The sequence below is a fragment of the Acidimicrobiales bacterium genome, from assembly GCA_041394265.1.
Taxonomy (GTDB): domain Bacteria; phylum Actinomycetota; class Acidimicrobiia; order Acidimicrobiales; family SZUA-35; genus JBBQUN01.
Map to the genome: position 1 here is coordinate 3027823 of JAWKIO010000005.1, position 21720 is coordinate 3049542.

The following is a 21720-nucleotide window of genomic DNA, read 5'->3' on the forward strand; positions in this document are numbered from 1 at the left end:
CGGTCTAGACTTCCCCCATGGGCTACCCCACTGATCAGCTCCACGCTCGTGAGGAGGTCGTCCTCGACCTTCGACCGCATTGGTGGTTCATGTCTCGCCAGGCGCTGGCACTCGCCGGCGCCATCGTGATCGGGATCGCGTCACTCGCCATCGACAACGGTCCCGTGCGGATCATCGCCGGGCTGTTGATCGTCGCTGCGGTCATCTGGTTCGTCGCCCGGTACATCGTGTGGAACACGACGAACTTCGTCGTCACCACCGATCGGCTCATCTCGCGCAGCGGTGTGTTGCGGCGTGAAGGGGTCGAGATCCCGCTCGAACGTATCAACACCGTCTTCTTCGCCCAGTCGATCTTCGAGCGGATGATCGGCTCCGGCGACCTTCGCATCGAATCGGCGGGTGAGATGGGGGTCTCGAGCTTCAGCGACATCCGCCGCCCGCTGGATGTGCAGAACGAGATCTACATCCAGATGGAGAACAACGAGAACCGCAAGTTCGATCGGGTGGCCCAGGGGATGCAGGGGGTCCAAGCACCAGCTCCGGCACCGGTGTCGATCGCCGAACAGATCCAACAGCTCGACGCTCTCCGTCAGCAAGGGTTGCTCACCAACGAGGAGTTCGACCAGAAGAAGGCCGACCTCCTTCGGCGAATGTGAGCCCGTCGACTTCCGAGCCCACCGGAGAGGCCACGACAACGAGCGTGCGAGTCGTGAGCCTGGTGCCGTCGATCACCGAGTCGCTGCGAGCGTGGGGGCACGACCCGATCGCCTGCACCAAATACTGCGAGCAGCCCGACCTGGCAACGGTGGGTGGGACCAAGAACCCCGACCTGGCGGCGATCGAGGCGTTGTCCCCCGACGTCGTGATGCTCGACCGGGAGGAGAACCGTCGAGAGGATGCCGAGGCTTTGGCCGACCGCGGGATCGAGGTCTTCGTCACCGACGTTCGTCGCCTCGATCAGGTGGCCACTGAGCTCGATCGGGTGGCCACCCGGATCGGGCTGGCGTCGCAGACCAGCACGTGGCCCGACTTCAGCGTGTCCCCGGACCCGGGCGTCGATCGCCGTCGGGTGTTCGTGCCGATCTGGCGACGACCCTGGATGACCATCGGCGCAGCGACCTACGGGTCCACCGTGTTGACGTGGCTCGGTTTCGACAACATCTACGGTGCACCCGGCGACGGCGCCTATCCCGAGGTGGCGCTCGACGACGTCGCGGCACGCCAGCCCGATCTCGTCCTCGTGCCCTCGGAGCCCTACGGCTTCGAGGCGCACCACCTCGACGAACTGCGAGCACTGGCACCCGTCGTCGAGGTCGACGGCCAGGACCTGTTCTGGTGGGGGACCAGGACACCTACCGCCGTCGAACGGCTACGGGCCGCCATCGGCTGATCCCCCGAGAGCTTCCCCGATGATGAGGGGAAGCCCCCGATTCGCTCGCTGCCGCCGGGCGTCATCGTGATGGGCATGACCACCATCACCCTGATCACCGAGACCCCAGCGACCGAGACCCCAGCCGCCGAGACCCCAGCCATCCACATCCATGCCGGTTCGGCCGAGACTGCTCCCGAACTCGTCCTCCCCACTTCGATCAGCAAGGGATGGCACGCCGATCCCATGGCGATCCACAAGCTTCGCTGGCACGACGGCACCGAGTGGACCGAACGCGTCACCCACTTCGGTCCCGTCCCGTGCCACCACTGCGGGCGTTGATCGGGTTGGCCCGGCGATAGCTTGCCTCCCCATGACCAAGCCGCCGGCAACGCAGTATTCGATCGCCATCAACGTCGTGCTCGACAACGTGCCCGGTGTACTCGGCAGACTCGCCACCAACATCGGCGAGGCCGGCGGCAACATCTACGCCGTCGACGCCTTTGTTGCCAAGGGCACCACGGTCGAGCGGACGATCGTCGTCAACTGCACCGACGTCGAGCATCAGCAGACGATCGTCGACGTGGTGAGTGAGACGCCGGGCATCACGCTGGTCGGCTGGTACGACCGGACGTTCAAGATGCACGAAGGCGGCAAGATCGAAGTGCTGTCGCTGTGCCCGGTCGGCGACATCGACGACCTGTCGATGGCCTACACCCCCGGTGTGGCTCGGGTCTGTACTGCCATCGCCCAGGACGAGACCAAGGCCGACGAGTACACCATCCGCAAGAACACCGTCGCCATTGTCTCCGACGGCACCGCGGTGCTCGGTCTCGGCAACATCGGCCCGAAGGGCGCGATGCCGGTGATGGAGGGCAAGGCCCTTCTGTTCAAGGAGTTCGGCGGGGTCGACGCCTTCCCGATCTGCCTCGACGTGGCGTCGCCGCAAGAGATCGTCGAGACGGTGATCCGCCTCGCTCCGACGTTCGGTGGCATCAACCTCGAAGACATCGCGGCACCCGGTGCCTTCTACGTCGAGGAGGAGCTGAAGAAGCACCTCGACATTCCGATCTTTCACGACGATCAACACGGCACCGCGGTGGTCACGCTGGCGGCGCTCGAGAATGCGTTGCGGATCACCGGGAAGCGAATGGAAGACCTGGCCATCGTGATCTCAGGTGTCGGTGCGGCCGGTGTGGCCATCGGCAAGATCCTGCTCGGCGCCGGGGCGACGAACATCATCGGTGTCGACTCCCAGAGCGCGGTGCACATCGGCCGCGAAGGCCTCAACTCCTGGAAGCAGTGGTTCGCCGAGAACACCAACCCTGAGGATCGCTCCGGCTCGCTGTCCGACGTGATCGTCGGTGCCGACGTGTTCATCGGGGTGAGCGCCCCCGACGTCCTCACGGTCGACGACGTGAAGGCGATGGCCGATGACCCCATCGTCTTCGCCATGGCCAACCCCGATCCGGAGATCCGACCCGAACTGGTCGGCGACCTGGTTCGGGTGCTCGGCACGGGCCGAAGCGACTACCCGAACCAGATCAACAACGTGCTGGCCTTCCCCGGCATCTTCCGCGGTGCGCTCGACGCGCGGGCCACCGACATCACCGAGAACATGAAGCTCGCCGCGGCCAAGGCGATCGCCGAATCGGTCACCGACGACCAGCTGTGCGAGACCTTCATCATGCCGCCGGTGTTCGACAAGACCGTGTCGATGCGGGTGGCGGCTGCGGTTGCGGCGGCCGCCGTGGCCGACGGTGTGGTGCGCACCTGATCCCACTCATAGAGCGGTTTCACGAACCGATGCTTCGCTGACGAGGCGACCACGGCCGTCGACGGCCCGTCGTCCGGAGTAGGAAGCGGGTTCGTCAGTTGGCCAATCAGGTGAGCGACACGGCTGGTCGATCGATGACGACCGAGCAGACTCGCGATGACCTCGTTCGCGGCGGCAGCCTGTCGCGCCTGCACTGGTTCGTGATGGTGCTGTCGCTCTCCCTGACCTTCGTTGCGTCCTATGTGACCAAGCGGGAGGTCGATGCTCGGGCCGAAGCAACCTTCACCGAGGACACCGAACGGAGTCTCGGTCTGCTCTCGGAGCAGCTCCACCACTACGAAGGGGCGCTGTGGGGTGGGGTGGCAGCGATCCAGGCCAACGGCGGCGACGTGACCGATGCCGAGTGGAAGGTGTACGCCGAAACCCTCGACGTCGTCGACAAGTATCCGGGTGCCAATGGCATCGGGGTGATCCACGAGGTTGCGCCCGACGAGGTCGATGCGTTCATCGCCAACGAGCGGCTGACGCGACCCGACTTCGAGATCCATCCACCGCACGATCAACCCGAGTTCCTGCCGATCACCTCGATCGAACCGTTGGCAACCAACAGCGCCGCCGTCGGGCTGGACATGGCGCACGAGGCCAATCGCTACAACGGCATCTCCATGGCTCGACTCAGTGGGCTGGCGTGGATGACCGGACCGATCGTGCTGGTCCAGGACGAAGGCCAGACCCCCGGGTTCTTGTTCTACGCGCCGTGGTACGACCGCTCGACGCCACCGACGGCCGATCGATCCGCCAACTTCGTCGGGGCGGTGTACGCACCGTTCGTGGTGAAGGACCTCGTCGACGGCGCACTGGCCAGCTCGCAACGTTCGGTCGCCCTGACGATCCGCGACGCCGGCGAGGTGCTCTTCGACGAGAACACCCCCGAGAACGAGGACTTCGATCCTGACCCGATGTTCATGCGGGAATCGACACTCCAGCTGTACGGACGCCAGTGGATCGTCACCACGCGCACCACCCTCGGGTTCCGAGAAGCCGCCTCGAACAGCGAGCCGTGGATCATCCTCGGCGCCGGGCTCCTCATCGACGGTCTGCTGCTCACGATGTTCATCGGCCTCACACGTTCGAATCGTCGAGCGATTCGATTCGCCGATGATCTGACGAGCGAGTTGACGCACAACGCTCGCAGTCTCGAGCAGTCGAACGTCGAACTCGAGCGGTTCGCCTACGTTGCGTCGCACGACCTCAAGACCCCGCTGCGAGGGATCGGCAGTCTTGCCGAGTGGATCGAGGAAGACCTCGATGAGTTCCTGCCGGGCGACGAGGCACCGGGCGACGTTCGTCGAAACCTCGGCCGACTCAAGCACCAGCTGGAGCGCATGAACCAACTCATCGCCGGTCTGCTCGAATACTCCCGTGTTGGTTTCACCGATGAGCCAGACGCCACGACGGTGGATCTGGCCGGCGACCTCAACGATCTCCGCCTCGATCTCGACCTGCGTCACAACCAGCTCGTGCTGTGCGGCCCGCCGGCCGTGAAGACGACCTCGGCATCGCTGCTTCGTCAGGTCATGTCGAATCTCGTCACCAATGCGATTCAACACCACCCGAATCGGGAGCGGGCCTTCGTGCAGATCGACGTCGAGATCACGGGCGCCCAACTCGAGTTCAGCGTTCGGGACAACGGCGCAGGAATCGAGGAGCACCACCGGCAACGGATCTTCGAGGTGTTCCAGACGCTCGGGGGCGAGAGCACCGGCATCGGTCTCTCGGTGGTGCGCAAGATCGTCGATCGTCGCGGCGGCAGCATCGACGTCGAGTCGGAACCGGGCCGGGGTACGACCTTCATCGTGAGATGGCCGCTCGCCGACATCGTCGCGACGGCGACGAACGGTGCCTCCTCGAATGACACGGCCACTGCGAACGGCACGGCCACTGCGAACGACAGCAGAACAACGACTGATCCCGTTGACCAGCAGAGCGACACGAGCAAGGAGATGAGTGCGGTATGAGCAAGATCATCGTGGTCGAAGACAACGATCTCGACGCCGAGCGGATCGAGCGTCAGCTCCGCAAGTTCGGAGCGGGCGACCTGCTGGTGCGGGCCAAGGACGGACAGGAGGCCATCGACCTGCTGGCGGCGCAGCGTATGGATCCGGCGTATGTGCCCACCTGTGTGGTCGTGGTCGATCTCAACATGCCGCGGGTCAACGGCTTCGAGCTGATCGACCACATCCGAGCCATTCCCGCACTCCGGCACGTACCGATCTATGTCTGCACGACGTCGGATCACATGCGCGATGTCCACGACGCCGACACGCGGGACGTTGCCGGCTACATCGTGAAGCCGATCACCGCCGAGCACGTGGCTGAACTGGTCGAGCGTGTGCGCGAGTTCCGGGCCGTCGAGGCGGCCGCCGAGGGCGTCTGCCTACCGGAGTCGGTTGGTGCCGAGGGCGTCACCCACTGAGCCACCGACGGGGCGCTGGCCTCAACCGAGGTTGGCGATGGCGTCGGCGATGGCGAGGCTGCGGCGCGCGATCTCGACGTGCAGGTTCTCGATCATCTTGCCGTCGACGGTGATGACGCCCTTGCCCTCGGCCGTGCCGGCCTCGAACGCCGCGATCACCTTGCGAGCGTGCTCGATCTCGTCGGCAGACGGTGCCCAGATGTCGTTGGTGGGTTCGACCTGGCTCGGGTGCACGAGGGTCTTGCCGTCGAAGCCCATCTCGAAGCCGTCGACGGCTTCGACCCGGAAGCCCTCGTCGTCGCGGACGTCGTTGTAGACCCCGTCGAGGATGGCCTTGCCGGCCTCGCGTGCGGCGAGGATCGAGGTGGCGAGATGGGACCGGATGGGCCCTCGTCCGGTCACCATCTGGGCCCGGAGCTCGCGGTAGAGGTCGTTGGTGCCCATCACGATCACCTCGACTCGAGGGTGGGCAGCGATGTGGCGGGCGTCGAGGATCGCCGTAGGGGTCTCGAACATGGCCCAGATCTTCATCTCGGCCGGCGCGCCCGCGGCGTCGAGCGCCGCAGAGATTTCGTCGACGTACGCGACCGACCCGACCTTGGGAATGACGACCGCAGCAGCGCCTGACTGGGCGGCAGCAGCGACGTCGGCGGCACCCCACGGGGTGTCGAGGCCGTTGCACCGGATGGTGATCTCTCGGTGGCCGTACTCGCCCGACTGGGCAGCGGCGACGGCCTGGGCACGCGCCGCGTCCTTGGCGTCAGGGGCCACGGCGTCTTCGAGGTCGAAGATCAGCGCATCGCAGGGGATCGTCTTCGCCTTCTCGAGTGCCCGCTCGTTGGCGGCGGGCATGTAGAGGACGCTGCGGCGGGGGCGCGACGCGGTGGAGGTGTCAGCCATGGTGTTGTCTTTTCTCTAGAAGCCGTAGGTGGCGGCGAGTTCGGGGTCGCGCTCGGACAGGCGTTTAGCCAGTTCCACGATCACGTGGCACTGCTTGACCGAGGCGTCGTCTTCCATCTTGCCGTCGAGCATGATGGCGCCGGTGCCGTCGCCCATGGCGTCGATGACCCGCTGGGCATGGGCAACGTCGGCCGGATCGGGCGAGAAGACCTTCTTCGCCACGTCGATCTGGACGGGGTGCAGGCTCCAAGCGCCGACACAGCCGAGCAGGTAGGCGTTGCGGAACTGGTCTTCGCAGGCCACCGTGTCTTTGATGTCGCCAAAGGGCCCGTAGAACGGGAGGATGCCGTGCATCACGCAGGCGTCGACCATGCGGGCGATGGTGTAGTGCCACAGGTCTTGCTGATGGGTGGCGCGCGCTTCGTGGATGTCGTCGCCCGACGGATCGTTGCGGACCAGGTAGCCAGGATGGCCGCCGCCGACCCGGGTGGTCTTCATGCGGCGGTTGGCGGCCAGGTCGGCTGGTCCGAGCGAGAGGCCCTGCATCCGGGGCGAGGCACCGCAGATGGCCTCGACGTTGGCCACGCCGCGAGCTGTCTCGAGGATGGCGTGGACCAGCAGCGGCTTCGACAGGTTGGCCTTGGCTTCGAGCTGGGCCAGCAGGCGGTCGACGTAATGGATGTCCTCGGGGCCCTCGACCTTCGGGATCATGATGACGTCGAGCTTGTCGCCGATCTCGGTGACCAGCGTGGTGAGGTCATCGAGCGCCCACGGCGAGTCGAGCGAGTTCACCCGGGTCCACAGCTGGGTGCTGCCCATGTCGACGGTCTTGCCAACCTGGACCAGCCCGGCCCGTGCGGCTTCCTTGTCGGATGCCGGCACACCGTCCTCGAGGTTGCCGAGCAGGATGTCGACGGTCGGCGCGATGTCGGGGACCTTCGCCACCATCTTCTCGTTCGACGGCGGGAAGAAGTGGATCATCCGGGAGGGGGCGAATGGGATCTCGCGGACCGGGGCCGGGGCACCGACGGCGAGAGGCTTGAAGAAGTCCTTGGAGCTGCGCACGACCAAGCAGAGTAGAAGGTTTGTGTCACCTGAGTCGAGACCGTCGAGTGTGACGCTCGTCGTCGGCTCGCGGTCCTCAGGTGGCGGGCGGCCCGAATCGCTTGGCGAACGTGAACGCCTCGGGCCCGGGCCCGTTGGCTGCGAGCAGTTCGAGCCGGCGCCTGCCTTCGAGCGCACTCGGCTCGGTGCCCTCGGGCACCCACCACATCACCAGCACCGGGAGGTCCGTTGGCTTCGAGAACCACTCGCGGCGGCGCTTGACGTAGGGGCCGTGTGCCTCGCCGTAGACATAGGCCCGGAAGGCATCGATCGACACCCACGTCGAGATGTTGATGAGCGTGTCGGGGTCGTCGAAGACCCGCACGTCGGTCAGGTTGCCGTTGTCGTCTGCGAGACGCCAGACGAACCCCGATGCCGCGTCGGCTGCGGCGTTGATGGCGTCGAGGGCATCCATGAACTCGGCCATCACCGGACTGTCCGTCGGTCCGTTTGCGACGGCGATGTTGCACTGCGCGAGATGCCAAGTCGTCATCGTTGCAGTATGTCCCCGATCGGTGGTGATCCGGGTCAGGTCGACAGGCGCGACAGCTGGCCCAGCACCTGATCGTGCTGTCCGATGGCGACCGTGAACGCCAGCAACGCCAGCGCCCCCGTGCCGACCGCCAGCATTGCAGGACGGATCGGGAGGGTGATCCCGTCGGGCAACAGGTGCAAAGCGACACCGATCGCCACGATCGGCGACAGCACACCGAGGGCATAGGCGGCGAACAGGAGGAAGCCGACCGCACCGCGGCTCGGCAGGCGATCGAGCAGGTGACCGAACTCGGCGCCGACGCACGGCTCCCACAGTGCGGCGGCTCCGATCCCGACGAGTACTCCGCCCAGCGCCGACACCACATCGAGCCGCCGCACCACGGGCAGGACCAACACGATCGCGCCGGCTGCGACCAGTCCGGCAATGGTGAGCGAGGGCAACGGTTCGGTTCGATCGGCGAAACGGAGCCACGAATACCCGACGGCCGTCGCGCCGAAGCCGAGGAGTCCTGCCGTCGACTCGGTTCGCGCCGCCAGCGCGACCGCCAAGGCGGGGACGAGCAGCGTGAGCGAGCACGGGAGCGGCGCCGACGCGATGCCTTCGATGAGGAGTCGCATCACGATCCTGCTGATGGTGGGTTCGTGAGGAGCCAGTCGACGGTGGCCGTCAACTCGTCGTAGGCACCCTCGCCGATGTGGTCGAAACGGATCTCCCCGGCCTGGTCGATCACGTAGGTACGGGGCCAGAACCGCCGATTGCCCTGCCACGCGCGGAAGTTGACCTTCTCCGTGTCGAGGGCGATCGGCCAGGTCACGCCGAGCTCGATCGCAGCCGCGGCGACCGCCGCGGGATCCCGTTCTCGATCGAACTCGGGTGCGTGCACACCGATGATCTGGAGGCCACGCGGCCCGGCATCGGCGTGGAGCGCCTGGAGGTGGGGCAGGGTGTTGCGGCAGTTCGAACAGGTGAAGGTCCAGAACTGCACGACGCGGACGCGACCGGCGAAGTCGGCGAAGCTTGCGGCATCGGTCTGGAGCCAGCCGTCGAGCTCGACGAGATCAGGTGCCGGGCCGAGCATCGGGGGTGCCTCGGTCAGTGCGAGTGGGGTTGGTGCGGCTGGGTTTGGTGCGTTTGTTGTCGGAGCGCTGGTCGGCGTGTCGCTCGCGGCTTCTTCCGGCGGGTCGCTCGATGTGCCGGAGGACCCGTCGCCGAGCAGCGGGCCGAACACGGCGAGCGCAGCGAGTCCGCCCAGGAGGACCGCCGCGATCGCGGCCTTGCTCATCGTTCGTCCATGGTTCGGGGTCGGTGATCGGCGTCGTTCGGTGTGCGTCGCATGGGGAGGTGGGGAATGCCGTCTTCGATGAACTCAGGACCGGACACCTCGTAGCCCAGGCGCTCGTAGAACGCTCGGAGATGGCTCTGCCCGTCGAGCACGGTGACCACGGAACCGATGTGGTGGTGGGTCCATTCCATCAATTGCGCAGCGAGGCCCTGACCCCGTTGGTCGGCCCGAGTGACGACACGGCCGATGCGTCGACCCTCGGGGTCGGCGAGCACTCGCAGTGCGGCACGAGGGCCGAGCTCGTCGGCCAGCCAGACGTGCTCGGTCGAGTCGAGAAGATCACGCCCGTCGATCTCGTGGTACGGGCACTCCTGTTCCACCACGAAGATGTCGACCCGCAGCTTGAGGAGATCATGGAGTTGGCGGGCGCCGAGGTCGGGGCCGGCGACGGCGAGCGGGTTGATGGTTGATTCGGGCACGGCGGTCAGTCTCGCCGAGGCCGGTGCGCATGACACCGCGCCGCCGGAGGGAGTAGGAAGAGCTCATGAGCGAACCGATGCCGCATCCGCCCGATCCCGATCGTGTGGCTGGCGCCTACGCCCGCAATGGCGACGTAGAGCTGTGGTACCAGCACTTCGTCGGGGGCGACGGAGCCACACCGCTGTTACTGATCAACGGCCTGGGTTCGCCGTCGGTGGCGTACCAGAAGGGTTTCGTCGACGAGCTCCTGGCCGTCGGTTTCGACGTCGTGCGGTTCGACAATCGTGACCTCGGTCGGTCCAGTCGGATCACGGCGTCGAGCCCGACCGAGCCCGGGTATCGACTGGCCGACATGGCGCGTGACGCCGTGGCCGTGCTCGACGCCGTCGGCTGGGATCGAGCCGTTGTGTTCGGACAGTCGATGGGTGGGATGATCGCCCAGCAGTTGGCGATCGACCATCCTGAGCGTCTCCTCGCCCTGGTGTCGTTGATGTCCTCCACCGGCAATCGGAGCGTGGGCCATCCGAGTGCGTCGGCGAAGGCAGGGCTGCTGTCGGTGCCGCCGAACGACCGCGCCGGCTGGCTCGATCACCGGGTCGAGACCGAGCGCTACTGGGCGTCGCCGGCGCTGTGGGACCCGGCGTGGGTGCGGGCGAAGGGCGAGGCGATGTTCGATCACGGGATCGATCCCAAGGGCACGGCCCGGCAGTACCGAGCGGTGCTTGCGAGCCCGATGCGCGACGCCGAACTCGGCGCGGTGAGGGCACCTACGCTCGTCCTGCACGGCTCGGCCGACACCCTGATCGACCCGTCGGGAGGTCGGCACACCGCAGCGTGCGTCGCCGGAGCTCGGTACGTCGAGATCGACGGCATGGGCCACGATCTCCCGCCCGCGCTGTGGTCGCGCCTTGCGGCTGAGGCGGCGACGCTGATCGCTTGAGCGACAACGCGGTCGACTCGCTTTGTCCTCTCGGGCGCAGCGTTCTACGTTGGCGACGTTCGCCGAGTAGCAGGAGCAGTCCATGGGTCCATTGCAGGGTGTCAAGATCATCGAGCTCGCCGGGATCGGGCCTGGCCCGTTCGCTGCGATGATGCTGTCCGACATGGGCGCCGAGGTCATCCGGGTCGAGCGTTCGTCGGCCGTGACGGGCGGCGACCCTGCCAACCCGCCGAAGGACGCACTGACCCGCGGTCGCCGCTCGATTGGCGTCGATCTGAAGAACCCCGAAGGCGTCGAGACCGTGCTCAAGATGATCGAGCAGGCCGACGGCCTCATCGAGGGCTTCCGCCCCGGTGTCACCGAACGGATGGGTCTCGGGCCCGACGTCTGCCTCGCCCGGAATCCCAAGCTCGTCTACGGACGCATGACCGGCTGGGGCCAGGAAGGTCCCTACGCACTCGCAGCCGGGCACGATATCAACTACATCGCGCTTGCCGGGGCGCTCGAGCCCATCGGTCGTGCCGGTGAGGCGCCGATGCCCCCGCTCAACCTCGTTGGCGACTTCGGCGGCGGCGGGATGCTGATGGCGTTCGGTCTGGCGTGCGGCATCATCTCGGCCCGCTCCACCGGTGAAGGCCAAGTCGTCGACGCCGCCATGGTCGACGGTGCCGCTGCCCTGATGAACATGTTCTGGGGCATGCGGGCCAGCGGGTTCTGGAACGACGAGCGCGGCACCAACATGCTCGACACCGGCGCGCCGTTCTACGACGTCTACGAGACCTCCGACGGTCTCTACATCTCGATCGGTTCGATCGAGCCGCAGTTCTATGCCGAGCTGATGCGGCTGTCCGGGCTGGGCGAGCGTGCCGACTTCCCGTCGCAGAACAGCCGCGGCGACTGGCCCGCCATGAAGGAGATCGTCGCCGAGGTGTTCAAGACCAAGACCCGTGCCGAATGGTGCGAGATCATGGAGCACACCGACGTCTGCTTCGCCCCGGTGCTGTCGATGGACGACGCATCGAAGCACCCGCACAACGTGTCTCGCGGCACCTTCATCGAGGTGGCCGGACTCACGCAGGCGGCGCCGGCGCCTCGGTTCTCCAAGACCTCACCCGGCACGCCGGCACCGGCGGCGCACCCGGGTCAGCACACCGACGAGGTCCTCGCCGACTACGGCTTCGACGCCGACGCGATCGCCAACCTCCGCTCCGGCGGAGCGATCGCCTGATCTTGCGCCTTTGGGCGCCGAGCTCGGCCTGGCGCCTTCCGGCGGCGAGCTCGATCTCGCGGCTTCGGGCGCGGTCCTCCTAGCCTTTGCACCATGTCGACACTCGTGTGTTTCCACGCTCATCCCGACGACGAAGCCATCGGTACCGGCGGCCTCATGGCCAAGGCTGCGGCCGCCGGTCATCGAGTGGTGCTGATCACGGCGACCAACGGTGAGCAGGGCGAACCGAAGCCGGGAGTCCTGGCTGACGGTGAGCCGCTCGCTGAGCGACGTCTGGTCGAGCTGGAACGGTCGGCCAAGATCCTCGGCGCCGAGCTGTTGCTCATGGGCTATGAGGACTCGGGGATGATGGGCGAGCCGGCCAACGACAATCCGGCCTGCTTCTGGCAAGCCGATCTCGACGACGCCGCGGGCCGACTGGCCGATCTGCTACGTGAGATCGAGCCCGACGTCCTCACGATCTACGACGAGCATGGTTTGTACGGCCATCCCGACCACATCAAGGTGCATCAGGTCGGCCTCCGAGCCGCCGAGCTGGTCGGCCTCGACCATGTCTACCTGGGTACCGTCAACCGCGATCGTGCCCTCGCCGGCTTCAGCGCGATGAGAGAACACCTGGGGCCCGATGCCGATCTGCCCGATCCCGACGACTTTGCAGAGTTCGGGATGCCCGAGAACGATCTGTCGTACGAGATCGACGCCACGGCGTTCGCCGAGGTGAAGAAGGAGGCCCTCTCGCAGCATCGCTCGCAGGTCTCGCCCGACGACTTTTTCCTGGCCATGCCCGACGAAGCGTTCGTCACGATGTTCGGCTGGGAGACCTACGCCATTCCTGGCGTGACCGGTACCGGCGGTCCCGAAGTGGTCGAGCTCCTTCCCGGGCTCTGACGCCCACATCGGGTCGGGGCATCTCGGTCAGGCGAAGTCGCCTTCGGTCACGTGGGTCAGGCGAAATCGCCTTCGGTCACGTGGGTCAGGCGAAATCGCCTTCGGTCACGTGGGTCAGGCGAAATCGCCTTCGTCGAAGCCGCCGAGGTCGCCTGCTCCTCGGAACACGTGGGCTCGACCGTCGGAGCGGACCAGCACGGCATCGCCGGTGAAGCTGCCTTCGGGTCCCGAGATCAGTAGGCGGTAGGGCGCCTGGTCGAGCGCCTCGTTTGCCCGGGTCCTCACGATGAGCTCCCAGTCCAGATTTGGGTTCTCCGGGTAGCGCACGACCATGAGATCGCCGCCGACGAGCGGGAGGTCGCGGCCCGAAGCCGCCAGCTGTTCGACGTAGTACTGGCGGTGCTTCATCGGGGGCAGGGTAGTGGGCGACCCGGGCCACGAGGGACGATGTCGGCCGAGCAGGCGCCGGTACGATGCGGTCCGTGACGTTTGCAGGGATCCACGGTGTCTGGGCCTGGGTGGTCGTGGTGTCCAACGCCGTCGCCGGTCTCTGGGCATTGGGAGCCCATCGTCTCCCGGCGCTCCGTCACCGTGCCTTGTGGATCGTCACCGCCGCGGCCCAAGTCGCGATCGGTATCCAGGTGCTGCTCGGTGTCCTCGCCCTCCAGCTCGAGGAGAAGGAGATCGGCGAGTTCCACATGTTCTACGGATTCGTCGCGTTCGCCTCGGTCGGGATCATCTACAGCTACCGACAACAGCTCGAAGCCTGGACCTACCTGCTCTATGGGTTCGGCGGTCTGTTCTTGATGGGTCTCGGGTTGCGCGCCATCTTCCTCGCCTGAGACGCGAACGACCCCGCCCAGCGAATGCCGGACGGGGTCGATGGTGTTCCTCGGCGCGGCGGGCAGCCACACCGATCGATCACATGGCGGCAGCGATACCGAGCTCGGAGAAGCCCTTGGTCTCGTAGTTCGCCCGGAACATGTCGCGCAGCTTGGTGGCGCTGGCGTCGTAGGCGTCCTTGTCTTCCCACGTGTTGCGAGGGTTCAGGATCTCGTCAGGAACGCCGGGGCAGGACGTGGGCATACGCAGACCCAGGATCTCCTGGGTCTCGGTCGGCACGTCGTCGAGGTCGCCATTGAGGGCCGCGTCGAGCAGCGCCCGGGTGTACTTGAGCGACATGCGCTTGCCGACGCCATAGCCGCCACCGGACCAACCGGTGTTGAGCAGCACACAGCGGGTCTGATGCTTCTCCATCCGATCGGCGAGCAGCTGGGCGTAGACCGATGGCTTCTGCGACATGAAGGGTCCGCCGAAGCAGGCCGAGAAGGTGGCCTGCGGCTCGGTGACGCCGACCTCGGTACCGGCCAGCTTCGAGGTGAAGCCGGTGACGAAGTGGTACATGACCTCGTCGGCATTGAGGATCGAGACCGGCGGCAGCACGCCGAACGCATCGGCTGTCAGCAGCACGATGGTCTCGGGGTGCGGGCCCCGCGCGCCCTCGGCAACGCCGGGGTTGCACGTGAGCGGGTAGGCGAACCGGGTGTTCTCGGTGATGGAGTCGTCGGTGAGGTCGAACTCCTGCGGGTCGGTGGCCTCGATGGCCTTGCCCGGGAGCGCCGGCACGTTCTCGATGAGTGTGTTCTTCATCGACATGGCGGCGGCGATGACCGGCTCGTTGTCCTTGTCGAGGTCGATCAGCTTGGCGTAGCAGCCGTCTTCGAAGTTCGAGATGCCGCCCTCGGTCCAGACGTGCTCGTCGTCGCCGATGAGGAGACGGTTCGGATCGGCCGACAGCGTGGTCTTGCCGGTGCCGGAGAGCCCGAAGAGGATGGCGGAATCGCCGTTGGGGCCGACGTTGGCCGAGCAGTGCATCGACAGCTGACCCTTGGCCGGCAGCACGTAGTTCATGAGTGTGAACATGGTCTTCTTGTTCACGCCGCAGTAGTCGGCCTTGCCCAGCACGAGCGCCACACGCTTGCCGAGGTCGATGATGACGGCCCGCTTGGTGAGGGTGCCATCGCGCTCGGGGTCGCACTCGAACGACGGGACGTTGATGAGGGTCCAACCGTTCTCGGCCCGGTCGGCATCGTTGCGGATGCCCTTGGGGAACATGATGTTGCAGAAGTAGGCGTGCGTGGCGTACTCGCCGACGAAGCGGTAAGCCTCTGAGAAGCCGGGGTCGGTGCCGCAGAAGACGTCGGTGGCGTAGAGCCGGGCGTTCTTCGCGTTCAGGTGGTCGATCACCCGCGGGAGCAGCTCGTCGAACTTCTCGGGGTCGAACTGCTTGAAGTCGTTCTTCCACCAGACGGTGTCGATGGACTCGGGGCGAGCCACCGCGAAGGTGTCTTGGACCGGGCGACCGGTGCAGGTGGGGTCGCTGTAGTAGACGAGCGGGCCGTCGACGCCGAGGGCGGTCGGGAAGGCCTTCTGGGCGTCTTCTGGACCGTCGAGGCTGACGCGCCCACGGTCGTTGGCGATGGCCTCGTGGAAGAGGTCGTCCTGGCTGAGCCCGAACTGGAGATCGATGCCCTTGAGGCCGAACTTCTCCTCGAGCTCTGCGGCTACATCAGCGGTCGTACGGTTTGTTGTCACGTGGTACTCCGACGTCGTTGTCGAACGGGTGGGGGAGTGGTCACCGCGGAGACGGTGGCCGGGTTGCTCAGTCGTCGTCTTCCTGCAGCCAGGCGGGGGTGCCCATGTCGACCTCGGAACCGAGCCGGACCCTGATGGCCTGGTGCTGGTCGTTGAGGTCGAAGTTCACTCGCTGTCCCGGTCGGAGCATCCGGAAGACCGAACCTCGAAGGGCGTCCTCGGCGAGATCGATCTCGGTGAGATCTCGTTCGCTCAGGACGACACCATCCTTGGTCATTGGGTCGTACGACTTCACCACACCTTGCATGAGTTCCTCGTTCTCCGTCTTGTGATTGCGCTGTGCCGAGCGGCGTCGCGCCTTGGTTCTCACACCTGATGTGGTGCACGACATCGTGCGCCGCACCGCCGCCCGAAGGCGACGTGAAATCCAAGGGTACGCCAAGTCCCGGGGCCGATGAAAGCCCGGAAGTACAGTATCGCTCCGGGTAATCGCGCCCATCGGTGCGACGTATCCGCGTCGCATTTCTGCTGCACGGGAGTGTAAACGCTTGCAAGTCACGAGCGTGGACTCACGGTTCCGGCGCTGCACACTGGAGTTGCTATGACGCCCGCCACGCCGACCACCGGACCCCTCGGGTACCGCGATCTCCAGGCGATCGGCGTCGCCCGACTCAACGGTGTCGGCGAGAAGAAGCTGAAGGGGCTGGCCGCCCTCGAGATCGCCACACTGCTCGACCTTCTCACCCACTATCCGCGTCGCTACATCGACCGCACCAAGGAGGCGCGGATCGCCGAATTGCACGACGGCGAGGAAGCGAGCGTGTTCGTCACCGTCAAACGCACCGAGTCCCGTCGAATCAAGGGAAATCGGGTGATGGTCACGTCGACCGTCACCGACGGTCACACCTCGATGAAGCTGACCTTCTTCAACCAGCACTGGCGGACGCGCCAGCTGGTCGAGGGTCGGGAGGCCGTGGTCTACGGGAAGCTGTCGTTCTTCCGCAACGAACGACAGATGTCGAACCCCGTGGTCGACCTCGTCGGCAACCAGACGGGTCGCATCATTCCCGTCTACCCACAGTCGGAGAAGTCGGGCTTGCACACCAACGACGTCGTCGGCTTCGTGGCCGAGGCGCTGCGGCGCACGGTCGGCGACGGGGCGCGGGGCATCATTGATCCGCTGCCGATGTCGATCCTCGATCGATTCGACTTCATCGACCGGCAGGCGGCGATCACCGGGATCCACGAACCCGAGTCGATGGCCGAAGCCATGATCGCCAAGCGTCGCCTGGTCTTCGATGAACTCTTTCGGATGCAACTTGCACTGGTCATGCGCAAACGGGCCATCGAGGCGACCGAGGTGGGGCTGGTGCACACGGTCGGCGGCCCGCTCGTGCAGCGGTTCTACCAGAGCCTGCCGTTTCCGCTCACCGGCGCCCAGCAACGGGCCATCGATCAGATCGGGCGCGATCTGACTCGGCCGATCCCGATGCACCGTCTGCTCCAGGGCGATGTCGGTGCGGGCAAGACCATGGTGGCGGTGGCGTCGATGCTCGCCGCGATCGATGGCGGGCACCAGGCGGCGATGATGGCGCCCACCGAGGTCTTGGCCGAGCAGCACGCAGCAGGCATTCGCCGTATGCTCGACGGTCTCACCGTGCCGGCGCCCAACAGCCTGCTCGGTGATCGGCCTCTCAAGATCGAGCTGTTGTCGAACCGGACCGCCGCCGCCGATCGGCGGCGCATCCTCAACGATCTCGTCGTCGGCGAGGTCGACCTCGTGATCGGCACCCACGCGCTCATCCAGGACAAGGTGAAGTTCCATTCGCTCGGGGTCGTCGTGATCGACGAGCAACATCGATTCGGTGTCGAGCAGCGGGCGGCGTTGCGCGACAAGTCCATGGGCGACGCGCTCCCCGACGTCCTCGTCATGACGGCAACACCGATCCCGCGCACCGCAGCGATGACCGTCTACGGCGATCTCGATGTGTCGATCCTCGACGAGCTCCCGCCGGGTCGTACACCCATCGACACTCGTTGGGTGCGGGCGCCGGGTTCGCTCGAAGGCGAGTTGGCGCCCGACGCCGCGACGGCGCTCGATGCCATGTGGTCATCGGTGCGTTCGGCCATCGCCGAGGGACGTCAGGTCTATGTGGTCTGCCCCCTGATCGACGAGTCCGAGAAGCTCGAGGTCGCGTCGGCCGAGTCGATCTACGAGCGACTGCAGATGGTCGAACTCGCTGGCGAAGCGATCGGGTTGCTGCACGGCAAGATGGCGCCGGCCGACAAGGACGCCACCATGGACGCCTTCCGGCGGGGTGATCTCGACGTTTTGGTGGCCACGACCGTGATCGAGGTCGGTGTCGACGTGCCGAACGCCACGATCATGGTGATCCTCGACGCCGACCGGTTCGGCATCGCCCAGCTCCACCAGTTGCGCGGCCGGGTGGGGCGTGGGGCGCACGCATCCACGTGTTGGCTCGTCGGCGAGGCCACCACACCCGACGGCGAGGCCCGACTCGAAGCGCTGGTTGCCAGTACCGACGGGTTCGAGCTGGCCGAGGTCGATCTCGACCTTCGGGGTGAGGGCACGATCCTCGGGGAGCGGCAGAAGGGTCGCAACGATCTCAAGCTGGCCTCGCTACGGCTCGATCGCGAGACCGTCGTGCAGGCTCGCAAGGTCGCCATCGAGCTGGTCGACGCCGACCCCACGCTCGCCCATCATCCGGCCCTCGCCGCCGAGCTCGAGGTCTTCCTCGACGAAGCCGACGCCGAATTCCTCCTCAAAGGCTGACCCCACCACCGCCGTCACCCAAAAGACCATCGCAACTTTGGAGAGTTGTTGCCGCTCAGAGGTGCCAACTCTCCAAAGTTGCGTGGATTTTGGTTGGGGGTCAGTAGGCGTCGGTGTCGTCGTCGGCGATGACGATGTCCCAGCGGTCGAGGCAGTCCTTGCAGCGATAGGGGAGCACCGTGCCTGGATCGAGTTCGCCGTCCTCGGGGAACCAACCGAGCGGGTAGCAGGTGCCCCCACAGTCGACACAAACGATCTCGGCATCGGGCATCGGCATACCCCCGACGCTATTCCCGGTAGCGTCGGCCCGTGCGCATCATCGCCGGGACGGCCCGAGGACGGACGATCAAGGCCCCCGAGGGGCGGGGGACTCGCCCGATCACCGACCGGGCCAAAGAGGCGATCTTCAACATGCTCGTCAGCCTCGGTGGCGTCGATGACGCCGTCGTCTTCGACCTGTTCGCCGGCAGCGGATCGTTCGGGCTCGAGAGTCTGTCGAGAGGCGCTGCGCACGTGACGTTCGTCGAGAGCGACCGCAACGCGCTCCGCACTCTCGAGGGGAATCTCGCCACGCTCGGGTTCGCCGAACGCGCAACGATCTTGTCGATGCCGGTCGAGCGGGCGATCCAGACGATCGGGCACGCCGACATCGCCTTCTGTGACCCGCCGTACCGGCTCGACATCTGGGAGACCCTCCTGGCCGGCATCGACGCCGATCTGATCGTCGGTCATGCCGAGCGCCCGATCGCGCTGACCGACCGGTGGGTCGAGGAACGGCGACGCAGCTACGGCCGGGCAAAGATCGTCATCGCGTCGCTGGCCGCCGGGTCGATCGAGGTCACGGGGTCGCTCGAAGTAGGGGCGTCGCTCGAGGTAGGGGGGTCGCTCGACTCCTCGTCGACGCCCGACGACGCTGTCGCAAGCGAGGTCGACCGAAGCGACGAGTAGCGCTTCGCGCGGTCGCCATCGTCTTGGGCCCGCTACTCTGTCGGAAGCGGGGGGACAGCGTCGGCGTTCGTTGACGCTTGGGCAGGAGATGTTTCGTCCAGCGACAGCGTCGGTCCAACATGGGTTGGGTCGACCACAAGGAATCCACGTGTCAGTTGCCCTCTACCCAGGCTCCTTCGATCCGATCCACAACGGTCATCTCCAAGTGATCGAGACGATTGCGCCGTTGTTCGACGACCTGATCGTCGGTGTCGGGCACAATCCCGAGAAGCCGTCAGGACTGTTCACCCCTGACGAGCGGGTCGCCATGATCCGCAGCGCGGTCGCCGGCCTCACCAACGTTCGGGTCGAACTTTTCGTCGGGCTGGCCACGGCTGCGGCCATCGGATTCGGAGCCGACTGCCTCGTGAAGGGGGTGCGTGGTGCCGGTGACCTCGACGCCGAGATGCAGCAGGCGGCGATGAACTCGCTGACTGCCGGCGTGCCGACGCTGTTCGCCCCCGCCATGGGTGAGGCCTCGCTGGTGTCGAGTCGCTATGTGCGGGAGATCGCCGCCATGGGCGGCGACATCAATTCCGTCGTCCCCTCCGCTGTCGCCGCTCAACTCAATGAGAGGTTCCCGTCATGACTGCGCAATCGAATCAGTACACCGCCCCGGTGGTCGATGAGATCCTCGCCGATGTGATCGCCATCATCTCGCAGGCTCGTCCGATGCCGATGTCGTCGACCGTGAAGGTCAACCGCGACGAGCTCCTCGACCTCCTCGAAGAAGCACAGGCTCGCCTCCCCGAAGAGCTTCGCGCCGCTCGCTGGCTGCTCAAGGAGCGCGACGACTTCCTCCTGCAGGCCGAACACGAGCGAGACGAACTGATCGAGCAAGGCCGGACCCAGGTGGCTCGGATGATCGAACGGCAAGAGGTGGTCAAGGCCGCCGATGCCAAGGCCCGGGCGATCGTGGAGGAGGCCCGGGCCGAGGCCCGCATGCTGCGTCATCAGGTCGAGGACTACTGCGACCAGAAGTTGGCATCGTTCGAGATCGTGCTCGAGAAGACCCAGCGAACCGTGCAGCAAGGTCGAGAGAAGCTTCTCGGCACCTCCGCCGCCGACCAGCTGCCACCGCCTCCACCGGCGCCCGACGACGCGACGCATCCCGACGGCACCTACGCCGAGTGGGATTGAGATGGAGTCACCGCGTCCCACACGGCATCTGCTGGTGAACGTCACCGAACTCCGGCGACGGCTGGGCGAGCGCATGACGCTCGATATCGACGCTGTACTCCCGCCGCTCGGTGTCATCTCCAGCCGCTTCCGCCACGAGGAGCCGGTCACTGGCTCGGTGGTGGTCGACTCGATCGAGCGCGGCGTCACGGTGCTGGGCGAGGTCAGCTTCGGCTGGGAAGGTGAGTGCCGTCGTTGTCTCGACGATGTGCGGGGCGAGACCACCGCACCGATCGACGAGATCTTCCAGGTTCAGGCGCCCGACGATTCCGACATCATCGACTTCGACGGCGAGCAGATCGATCTGCTCCCGCTCGTGCGTGATGCCGTGCTGGTCGGGCTTCCGCTGGCCCCGTTGTGTCGCGACGACTGTGCCGGGCCCGATCCCGAGCGTTATCCCGCCGTTACCGCCGACGAGTGGGAACGGCAGCTGGCCGAGAAGGCGGCAGAGCCGCCCGCTCCGGATCCCCGTTGGGCGGCGCTGTCGGACATCGAGCTCGACTGACCGAGCGAGGGGCGCGACGCGCGTTCAGCCTTCGATGTTGATGCCGCACACCTTCCAATCGCCGCCCTCCTTGACCATCAAGAACGCGATGGGCGCCGTCGGCTGACCGGCGATGTCGATGGTCCCCGAGACGTCACCGGTCGAGTCACCGTTCGTGTTCGACACGTTGACCGACGACAGGCGATAGCCGGTGATGTCGGCGTTGCCGAAGTAGTCGGTGAGGTCGCGTTGGGCGGTTTCGCCGAAGCAGCGAGCGTCCTTCGACGCCATGGCCGCAGCGGCATCGAGGTCGCCGGCGTCGACGGCAGCGAGGAACTCGTTGGCCTGGTCGATCGGACCCTTGACCGCTCGGTACAACACGAAGCTGCAGCCGCCGATGGCGAGGCCGAAGAGAGCGAAGATGCCGAGCACCCACGGCCAGATCTTGCGCTTGCGGCGCTGGGGCTCGGGAGCGTCGAACGCCGGGCCCGGTTGCTGGTAGCCCGGCTGCTGATACCCGGGCGGCTGATACCCCGGTTGTTGGTACGGCGGCGGTTGCTGCTGCGGCGATTGCGGGGATCCCGGCGGTGGGTAGGCAGTGGCCGGCGGCGGTACGGATCCTGGTGGTGTGGATCCCGGGGGTGCGGCTCCCGGCGGCGGGAACGACGGCGGTACGGGGTCACCCGATCCGGGATCCCACGGGGGTGGTGTGTTGGTCATGCCCGTTTCCCTCCTGGACGT

The 21720-nt window shown here is 66.3% G+C and carries 26 protein-coding genes; 15 read left to right on the forward strand and 11 right to left on the reverse strand.

The features are described 5' to 3' along the window. Positions 1-17: 17 nt before the first annotated feature. The 6 genes from R2733_14855 to R2733_14880 all read left to right on the forward strand — a co-directional run bounded on the left by R2733_14855 (position 18) and on the right by R2733_14880 (position 5622). Entirely contained in the window at positions 18-656 is a 639-nt protein-coding gene (locus R2733_14855) for a PH domain-containing protein (GenBank protein MEZ5377783.1), read from the forward strand. A 53-nt stretch (positions 657-709) separates the two neighbouring features. Next, a complete protein-coding gene (locus tag R2733_14860) occupies positions 710-1390 on the forward strand; it encodes a helical backbone metal receptor (GenBank protein ID MEZ5377784.1) in 681 nt (226 codons plus the stop codon). A 75-nt stretch (positions 1391-1465) separates the two neighbouring features. Beyond that, complete coding sequence (locus R2733_14865) at positions 1466-1711, forward strand: DUF2510 domain-containing protein (GenBank protein MEZ5377785.1); 246 nt, start codon at positions 1466-1468, stop codon at positions 1709-1711. 31 nt (positions 1712-1742) lie between these two features. Continuing rightward, positions 1743-3146, forward strand: a complete 1404-nt coding sequence (locus tag R2733_14870) for an NAD-dependent malic enzyme (GenBank protein ID MEZ5377786.1) — start codon at positions 1743-1745, stop codon at positions 3144-3146. A gap of 134 nt (positions 3147-3280) precedes the next feature. Next, positions 3281-5164 (forward strand): CHASE domain-containing protein, encoded by a 1884-nt coding sequence (locus tag R2733_14875; GenBank protein MEZ5377787.1) that lies wholly within the window; start codon positions 3281-3283, stop codon positions 5162-5164. Further along, complete coding sequence (locus tag R2733_14880; GenBank protein MEZ5377788.1) at positions 5161-5622, forward strand: response regulator; 462 nt, start codon at positions 5161-5163, stop codon at positions 5620-5622. The genes R2733_14875 and R2733_14880 overlap by 4 nt, the downstream gene beginning before the upstream one ends. Positions 5623-5643: 21 nt before the next feature. On the opposite strand, the gene R2733_14885 is transcribed toward R2733_14880, so the two are convergent. From R2733_14885 to R2733_14910, 6 genes are all read right to left on the reverse strand, one after another. Then, positions 5644-6522 (reverse strand): CoA ester lyase, encoded by an 879-nt coding sequence (locus tag R2733_14885; protein MEZ5377789.1) that lies wholly within the window; start codon positions 6520-6522, stop codon positions 5644-5646. Between the two features lie 15 nt (positions 6523-6537). Further along, complete coding sequence (locus tag R2733_14890; protein ID MEZ5377790.1) at positions 6538-7587, reverse strand: CoA ester lyase; 1050 nt, start codon at positions 7585-7587, stop codon at positions 6538-6540. A 76-nt stretch (positions 7588-7663) separates the two neighbouring features. Beyond that, on the reverse strand, positions 7664-8119 hold the full coding sequence (locus tag R2733_14895; protein ID MEZ5377791.1) for a DUF3291 domain-containing protein: 456 nt from the start codon (positions 8117-8119) through the stop codon (positions 7664-7666). A 35-nt stretch (positions 8120-8154) separates the two neighbouring features. Continuing rightward, positions 8155-8739: a hypothetical protein gene (locus R2733_14900; protein ID MEZ5377792.1), complete on the reverse strand. Its 585-nt coding sequence runs from the start codon at positions 8737-8739 to the stop codon at positions 8155-8157. Further along, a complete protein-coding gene (locus R2733_14905) occupies positions 8739-9404 on the reverse strand; it encodes a redoxin domain-containing protein (GenBank protein ID MEZ5377793.1) in 666 nt (221 codons plus the stop codon). The genes R2733_14900 and R2733_14905 overlap by 1 nt, the downstream gene beginning before the upstream one ends. After that, on the reverse strand, positions 9401-9883 hold the full coding sequence (locus R2733_14910; GenBank protein ID MEZ5377794.1) for a GNAT family N-acetyltransferase: 483 nt from the start codon (positions 9881-9883) through the stop codon (positions 9401-9403). Before R2733_14910 ends, R2733_14905 begins: the two co-directional genes overlap by 4 nt. Before the next feature lie 65 nt (positions 9884-9948). Here R2733_14910 and R2733_14915 point away from each other — a divergent pair, with 65 nt between their 5' ends. From R2733_14915 to R2733_14925, 3 genes are all read left to right on the forward strand, one after another. Next, positions 9949-10824 (forward strand): alpha/beta hydrolase, encoded by an 876-nt coding sequence (locus R2733_14915; GenBank protein ID MEZ5377795.1) that lies wholly within the window; start codon positions 9949-9951, stop codon positions 10822-10824. Positions 10825-10906: 82 nt separating this feature from the next. After that, the gene (locus tag R2733_14920) at positions 10907-12052 is read left to right on the forward strand and encodes a CaiB/BaiF CoA-transferase family protein (GenBank protein MEZ5377796.1); all 1146 of its coding nucleotides are present in this window, start codon (positions 10907-10909) and stop codon (positions 12050-12052) included. A gap of 93 nt (positions 12053-12145) precedes the next feature. Next, positions 12146-12940 (forward strand): PIG-L family deacetylase, encoded by a 795-nt coding sequence (locus tag R2733_14925; protein MEZ5377797.1) that lies wholly within the window; start codon positions 12146-12148, stop codon positions 12938-12940. Positions 12941-13054: 114 nt separating this feature from the next. On the opposite strand, the gene R2733_14930 is transcribed toward R2733_14925, so the two are convergent. Continuing rightward, a complete protein-coding gene (locus R2733_14930) occupies positions 13055-13348 on the reverse strand; it encodes a hypothetical protein (GenBank protein MEZ5377798.1) in 294 nt (97 codons plus the stop codon). Between the two features lie 74 nt (positions 13349-13422). Here R2733_14930 and R2733_14935 point away from each other — a divergent pair, with 74 nt between their 5' ends. Then, the gene (locus R2733_14935) at positions 13423-13782 is read left to right on the forward strand and encodes a hypothetical protein (protein ID MEZ5377799.1); all 360 of its coding nucleotides are present in this window, start codon (positions 13423-13425) and stop codon (positions 13780-13782) included. Between the two features lie 79 nt (positions 13783-13861). On the opposite strand, the gene R2733_14940 is transcribed toward R2733_14935, so the two are convergent. Both R2733_14940 and R2733_14945 read right to left on the reverse strand, forming a co-directional pair. Continuing rightward, the gene (locus R2733_14940; GenBank protein ID MEZ5377800.1) at positions 13862-15535 is read right to left on the reverse strand and encodes a phosphoenolpyruvate carboxykinase (ATP); all 1674 of its coding nucleotides are present in this window, start codon (positions 15533-15535) and stop codon (positions 13862-13864) included. A gap of 67 nt (positions 15536-15602) precedes the next feature. Continuing rightward, the gene (locus R2733_14945) at positions 15603-15842 is read right to left on the reverse strand and encodes a hypothetical protein (protein MEZ5377801.1); all 240 of its coding nucleotides are present in this window, start codon (positions 15840-15842) and stop codon (positions 15603-15605) included. A gap of 294 nt (positions 15843-16136) precedes the next feature. On the opposite strand from R2733_14945, the gene recG reads away from it, so the two are divergent. After that, positions 16137-18329, forward strand: coding sequence for an ATP-dependent DNA helicase RecG (recG, locus tag R2733_14950; protein MEZ5377802.1), 2193 nt, complete (start codon positions 16137-16139; stop codon positions 18327-18329). Positions 18330-18429: 100 nt separating this feature from the next. Here recG and R2733_14955 read toward each other — a convergent pair whose 3' ends face one another. Next, complete coding sequence (locus tag R2733_14955) at positions 18430-18606, reverse strand: hypothetical protein (protein MEZ5377803.1); 177 nt, start codon at positions 18604-18606, stop codon at positions 18430-18432. A 32-nt stretch (positions 18607-18638) separates the two neighbouring features. On the opposite strand from R2733_14955, the gene R2733_14960 reads away from it, so the two are divergent. The 4 genes from R2733_14960 to R2733_14975 all read left to right on the forward strand — a co-directional run bounded on the left by R2733_14960 (position 18639) and on the right by R2733_14975 (position 21000). Further along, a complete protein-coding gene (locus R2733_14960) occupies positions 18639-19277 on the forward strand; it encodes an RsmD family RNA methyltransferase (protein MEZ5377804.1) in 639 nt (212 codons plus the stop codon). Positions 19278-19425: 148 nt separating this feature from the next. Continuing rightward, positions 19426-19905, forward strand: a complete 480-nt coding sequence (coaD, locus tag R2733_14965) for a pantetheine-phosphate adenylyltransferase (protein ID MEZ5377805.1) — start codon at positions 19426-19428, stop codon at positions 19903-19905. Next, positions 19902-20456 carry a hypothetical protein gene (locus R2733_14970; GenBank protein MEZ5377806.1) on the forward strand — a complete coding sequence of 185 codons (555 nt, stop codon included), beginning with the start codon at positions 19902-19904 and terminating at the stop codon, positions 20454-20456. The genes coaD and R2733_14970 overlap by 4 nt, the downstream gene beginning before the upstream one ends. Before the next feature lies 1 nt (position 20457). Beyond that, complete coding sequence (locus R2733_14975; protein MEZ5377807.1) at positions 20458-21000, forward strand: DUF177 domain-containing protein; 543 nt, start codon at positions 20458-20460, stop codon at positions 20998-21000. A 24-nt stretch (positions 21001-21024) separates the two neighbouring features. On the opposite strand, the gene R2733_14980 is transcribed toward R2733_14975, so the two are convergent. Continuing rightward, the gene (locus tag R2733_14980) at positions 21025-21699 is read right to left on the reverse strand and encodes a hypothetical protein (GenBank protein MEZ5377808.1); all 675 of its coding nucleotides are present in this window, start codon (positions 21697-21699) and stop codon (positions 21025-21027) included. Positions 21700-21720 lie beyond the last annotated feature (21 nt).

Excerpts from the sequence above, each read along its gene's own strand:
- R2733_14980 (MEZ5377808.1), bottom strand. The coding sequence starts at position 21,699 with ATGACCAACACACCACCCCCGTGGGATCCCGGATCGGGTGACCCCGTA.
- R2733_14945 (MEZ5377801.1), bottom strand. The coding sequence starts at position 15,842 with ATGCAAGGTGTGGTGAAGTCGTACGACCCAATGACCAAGGATGGTGTC.
- R2733_14895 (MEZ5377791.1), bottom strand. The coding sequence starts at position 8,119 with ATGACGACTTGGCATCTCGCGCAGTGCAACATCGCCGTCGCAAACGGA.
- R2733_14930 (MEZ5377798.1), bottom strand. The coding sequence starts at position 13,348 with ATGAAGCACCGCCAGTACTACGTCGAACAGCTGGCGGCTTCGGGCCGC.
- R2733_14865 (MEZ5377785.1), top strand. The coding sequence starts at position 1,466 with ATGACCACCATCACCCTGATCACCGAGACCCCAGCGACCGAGACCCCA.
- R2733_14970 (MEZ5377806.1), top strand. The coding sequence starts at position 19,902 with ATGACTGCGCAATCGAATCAGTACACCGCCCCGGTGGTCGATGAGATC.
- R2733_14915 (MEZ5377795.1), top strand. The coding sequence starts at position 9,949 with ATGAGCGAACCGATGCCGCATCCGCCCGATCCCGATCGTGTGGCTGGC.
- recG (MEZ5377802.1), top strand. The coding sequence starts at position 16,137 with ATGACGCCCGCCACGCCGACCACCGGACCCCTCGGGTACCGCGATCTC.
- R2733_14885 (MEZ5377789.1), bottom strand. The coding sequence starts at position 6,522 with ATGGCTGACACCTCCACCGCGTCGCGCCCCCGCCGCAGCGTCCTCTAC.
- R2733_14875 (MEZ5377787.1), top strand. The coding sequence starts at position 3,281 with ATGACGACCGAGCAGACTCGCGATGACCTCGTTCGCGGCGGCAGCCTG.
- R2733_14905 (MEZ5377793.1), bottom strand. The coding sequence starts at position 9,404 with ATGAGCAAGGCCGCGATCGCGGCGGTCCTCCTGGGCGGACTCGCTGCG.
- R2733_14925 (MEZ5377797.1), top strand. The coding sequence starts at position 12,146 with ATGTCGACACTCGTGTGTTTCCACGCTCATCCCGACGACGAAGCCATC.
- R2733_14920 (MEZ5377796.1), top strand. The coding sequence starts at position 10,907 with ATGGGTCCATTGCAGGGTGTCAAGATCATCGAGCTCGCCGGGATCGGG.
- R2733_14880 (MEZ5377788.1), top strand. The coding sequence starts at position 5,161 with ATGAGCAAGATCATCGTGGTCGAAGACAACGATCTCGACGCCGAGCGG.
- R2733_14955 (MEZ5377803.1), bottom strand. The coding sequence starts at position 18,606 with ATGCCGATGCCCGATGCCGAGATCGTTTGTGTCGACTGTGGGGGCACC.
- R2733_14855 (MEZ5377783.1), top strand. The coding sequence starts at position 18 with ATGGGCTACCCCACTGATCAGCTCCACGCTCGTGAGGAGGTCGTCCTC.
- R2733_14900 (MEZ5377792.1), bottom strand. The coding sequence starts at position 8,739 with ATGCGACTCCTCATCGAAGGCATCGCGTCGGCGCCGCTCCCGTGCTCG.
- R2733_14975 (MEZ5377807.1), top strand. The coding sequence starts at position 20,458 with ATGGAGTCACCGCGTCCCACACGGCATCTGCTGGTGAACGTCACCGAA.
- R2733_14870 (MEZ5377786.1), top strand. The coding sequence starts at position 1,743 with ATGACCAAGCCGCCGGCAACGCAGTATTCGATCGCCATCAACGTCGTG.